We start from the raw sequence: 3,190 nt of genomic DNA on the forward strand, positions 1-3,190 counted from the left end.
CAATGGTGTAACTACTAGTGACACCCTTAAAACAGAAAGAGGAAAAACAACATGAAAATTAAACTATTTTACTATAGATCATGGAAACAAACATTAGAAGATTTTGAACGGGAAGTAAATGATTTTATGGCAACTGTTGCAGTGGTGGATGTAAAATATTCAGAGGCAACAGTGGGGAATAGTGAGGATATTGACGCAATAACATGCTTGATGGTTCTATACAAATAGCATGAGAGGCTAAACATGGAGATACAAGAAGGATTTATTTATTTCAAAAATTATGGTATAATAAAACTGTTAGAGGTTCCAAGGTTTGGGAGTATCACGCTTAAAATACAAGACGGAGAGATTGTCTCCAGCGTGGAATCTAAAACAACAATATTTAAAAAGAATACTGACTGAAAAAATCAGAGGTATAGCATAAAGTAGAGTAATCTATTTTGGCTATGCCTCTTTTGTTTTTGGAAAGATTGGAGGAAAAAAGAAATGCCAACATTGCAAGAAGTCAAAAACCAGATGGACAAAGTACGGACTCAATTAGAGATTTTTGATCGCTTTGATGAGGAAATCAAGAAAACCGAAAAAGAAGTTGAGGCTATTAAATCTAAGAAAGCTGAGTTACAAACTTTTGAAGATTTTAAGGCAGTCAATTCTAAAGAGAAATATATTGCTGATATGAAAGAGCAAAGAACAAAACTCGAAAAAGAACGAATTGACTCAATCGTGGCAGACGCTAGAAAAATCAATGCGTTAGGTTATTTAGAAACAGCATTAGAGCAAGATGAAACAGTGAAACGCCAACGTCAAGAAATCAAACAGAAATCTATTGAGCTTCTGGAGTTGATTGCAAATTATAACGAAAACTACAAAAATACTGCTAAGAGATTGGCGGATGAGGTAAGAGAAACGGGTATTGAAGAGTTATTTGACCGCCTGAATACATCCCCAGAATATAGTGGAGTAAGTAAGCCTTACATTTACAGTGGTGTAGCTGGTTATATGGGAAACCAGCACCGCTATTTAGATCCGAGTGATGATTTGGCGTATTTTGTGAATCGTATCAATTTATTTGAAGGAGAACAATAATGAAAGATGAATATAAACAACTATTTCAAGAAATCGAAGAAGAGAAGAGACAAGCTGACTTACTGCAGGGGCTTGCCAAGAACGTAGAAAGTATTTCAAAATCTTACGAAGAGGAAGCTGTAACTCTTGAAGAGTTTAAAGCTATGAGCTACAAGCGTAGAAATGAACTATTTGAAAAAGATAAAGCCCTATATGATAAGCTACTGGGCAAAGAAAGACGTGGTTTGTTAGGTTTGTGATGTGGAGGGGAGCAATCCCCTTTTTTTACATAAATCAGACAGAATTACACACGAGGTAGGGGAATGGTTAGAAGTTTAAAGACAAGACTAGAAAAGATAAAGGAATATGCTGGAAAGACGGAATACGCTACACAAGATGAATGTATATCTTTATATGTGGATTGTCTGAGATTAGCTTTTCAAGACAACGGACTGGATATAAACATGGATGATTATATCCCTAGAAAATTTAGTGACGTCAAATCTTCAGATTATAAACGAGCAAAAGAAAAAATAGACGAACTTAAAAGCAAGGTTAAAGAAAGCGAGGTGACTAGTATTTGACAGAATTAAGCAGAAAAAAAGAAATATTTATGGCCAATTATCTCATGACTGGGAATGTAAAAAAAGCTAGTGAATTAAGTGAGATCACTAGAAAGACGGCTTACAATTACTTGAACGATGCAACCTTTAAGAGAATTTACCGTGAAAGACGTAGCGAACAACTCAAGGAGTCTACTACGCTGTTACAGAATGCGAGCGTTGAGGCAGTCAATGTATTAAGGGAAATCATGCTTGATAAGACAGTAAGCCCGTATGCGAGACAACAAAGCGCCCAGAGCATTCTAAACATGGCTTATAAGGCAGTTGAAATGGTTGAGGTAGTGGAGCAATTAGAAATATTAGAGGCGAAGATACTAGATGAAGGCGATTAAAAACCGTTTAAATAGGTTGAATAAGTTAGCGGTGGTTGATGAAGTTGATATCGTGTTTTTGACGCAGATTGATACTGGACATTTTGAGGTAAGATATAGGATAGGTGGAAAAAATCCCAAAGATATTATAGAAGTCTATCCGACAAAAGAAGAAGCAGAAAAAGCTATTTCAGAAATTAAAAATACAAAAGGATTGCGGATATTCTGGGACAATTTGGCTTTATTGGAGGATGATTAGAGCTTATCATTTATCAAGCAGATAAGAGAAATAATAACCCTCCTTAACTCCCTGAGAAACGACAAGCAGATAAGCGAAGTTTTTAGCCCTCTTATTTCGGGTTTTACTCCTTGCAGAATGACAAGGAAATAAGAGAGATAAAAACATCCCTTAATTGCCTATCAAATGGTATGGAGAATGGACTTGAACGCTGAGAAAACGCGAAAAATACACTAAATAAGGAGTATCAACTTGACCATTAAAGAAATCGAAGAAAAACTAAAGAGGGTGAAAAAAGGAAATACCCTTATCCAGAGACTGCAACTTAAGTACCAGAGTTTAGACAACGGCTTATTATCTGGATCCAACCAATTTCAAACACGGGTTACAATGAGTAAAACCAATACCACCGAGGATAAGATACTTGAAATCTTGGAACTTAAAGATGAGATAGTGGAGCAAATGAGCGCCCTTATAGACGAACGCATGGAAGCAATGGATATGATAAACCAGTTAGAAGAAATAGAGGAATGGTTAGTGCTGATGATGATTTATTTCAATGGTTTTCCGATAGATCAAGTTTGTAATCAGTTAGGTTTTGAAAAGGCGCAGATATATAGATTTAGAAGGAAAGCTATAGAGTATTTAGCCAACGTAGGGTAATTGATGAGCAAAAAAACGCCTAGAACAATCTAAGCGCTAAAGAGTAGTGGACGGTGTGCCTGTCCCGTCATCTCATACTATGAAGTTGCGTAGCGACACTATCATCTCTACCTCACTTCTCTTTAGACTAATTATATCACAAAGGAGCGAACTAATGGAGCTGGATAACTTCAAAACGATGATGAACGTCAGAAAGCGGATGACATACTTTCTACGTTTCCAGAGAATGGCAGGGAGTGAAAACCAAGTTACGATAGATGAAGAGGCTTGGAAACTTGTCTTACCTGATC

At 36.5% G+C, this 3,190-nt stretch carries 8 protein-coding genes and 1 pseudogene; all 9 read left to right on the forward strand.

The window, feature by feature from the left end; all coding sequences use genetic code 11:
- Nucleotides 1–51 precede the first annotated feature (51 nt).
- Nucleotides 52–228, forward strand: a complete 177-nt coding sequence (locus QZ359_RS02530; RefSeq protein WP_261043982.1) for a hypothetical protein — start codon at nucleotides 52–54, stop codon at nucleotides 226–228.
- Between the two features lie 15 nt (nucleotides 229–243).
- Nucleotides 244–402, forward strand: coding sequence for a YezD family protein (locus tag QZ359_RS02535; RefSeq protein ID WP_261043983.1), 159 nt, complete (start codon nucleotides 244–246; stop codon nucleotides 400–402).
- An 84-nt stretch (nucleotides 403–486) separates the two neighbouring features.
- Complete coding sequence (locus QZ359_RS02540) at nucleotides 487–1,086, forward strand: hypothetical protein (protein ID WP_261043984.1); 600 nt, start codon at nucleotides 487–489, stop codon at nucleotides 1,084–1,086.
- Nucleotides 1,086–1,325 carry a hypothetical protein gene (locus QZ359_RS02545; RefSeq protein WP_261031805.1) on the forward strand — a complete coding sequence of 80 codons (240 nt, stop codon included), beginning with the start codon at nucleotides 1,086–1,088 and terminating at the stop codon, nucleotides 1,323–1,325. The genes QZ359_RS02540 and QZ359_RS02545 overlap by 1 nt, the downstream gene beginning before the upstream one ends.
- 63 nt (nucleotides 1,326–1,388) lie before the next feature.
- Entirely contained in the window at nucleotides 1,389–1,649 is a 261-nt protein-coding gene (locus tag QZ359_RS02550; RefSeq protein WP_293957988.1) for a hypothetical protein, read from the forward strand.
- Between the two features lie 29 nt (nucleotides 1,650–1,678).
- Nucleotides 1,679–2,020, forward strand: a complete 342-nt coding sequence (locus QZ359_RS02555; protein ID WP_000035041.1) for a hypothetical protein — start codon at nucleotides 1,679–1,681, stop codon at nucleotides 2,018–2,020.
- Nucleotides 2,007–2,258, forward strand: a complete 252-nt coding sequence (locus QZ359_RS02560) for a hypothetical protein (protein ID WP_261031804.1) — start codon at nucleotides 2,007–2,009, stop codon at nucleotides 2,256–2,258. The genes QZ359_RS02555 and QZ359_RS02560 overlap by 14 nt, the downstream gene beginning before the upstream one ends.
- Nucleotides 2,259–2,489: 231 nt before the next feature.
- Nucleotides 2,490–2,900, forward strand: a complete 411-nt coding sequence (locus QZ359_RS02565; RefSeq protein WP_261031803.1) for a DUF1492 domain-containing protein — start codon at nucleotides 2,490–2,492, stop codon at nucleotides 2,898–2,900.
- 154 nt (nucleotides 2,901–3,054) lie between these two features.
- Nucleotides 3,055–3,190 (forward strand): annotated as a pseudogene (locus QZ359_RS09495) (transcriptional regulator); the annotation flags it as partial.

Source organism: Streptococcus sp. (assembly GCF_019414905.1).
Classification (GTDB): domain Bacteria; phylum Bacillota; class Bacilli; order Lactobacillales; family Streptococcaceae; genus Streptococcus.

Bases quoted from the DNA above. Each gene is read 5' to 3' on its own strand.
- QZ359_RS02530 (WP_261043982.1), top strand. From the start codon at position 52: ATGAAAATTAAACTATTTTACTATAGATCATGGAAACAAACATTAGAA.
- QZ359_RS02535 (WP_261043983.1), top strand. From the start codon at position 244: ATGGAGATACAAGAAGGATTTATTTATTTCAAAAATTATGGTATAATA.
- QZ359_RS02540 (WP_261043984.1), top strand. From the start codon at position 487: ATGCCAACATTGCAAGAAGTCAAAAACCAGATGGACAAAGTACGGACT.
- QZ359_RS02545 (WP_261031805.1), top strand. From the start codon at position 1,086: ATGAAAGATGAATATAAACAACTATTTCAAGAAATCGAAGAAGAGAAG.
- QZ359_RS02550 (WP_293957988.1), top strand. From the start codon at position 1,389: ATGGTTAGAAGTTTAAAGACAAGACTAGAAAAGATAAAGGAATATGCT.
- QZ359_RS02555 (WP_000035041.1), top strand. From the start codon at position 1,679: ATGGCCAATTATCTCATGACTGGGAATGTAAAAAAAGCTAGTGAATTA.
- QZ359_RS02560 (WP_261031804.1), top strand. From the start codon at position 2,007: ATGAAGGCGATTAAAAACCGTTTAAATAGGTTGAATAAGTTAGCGGTG.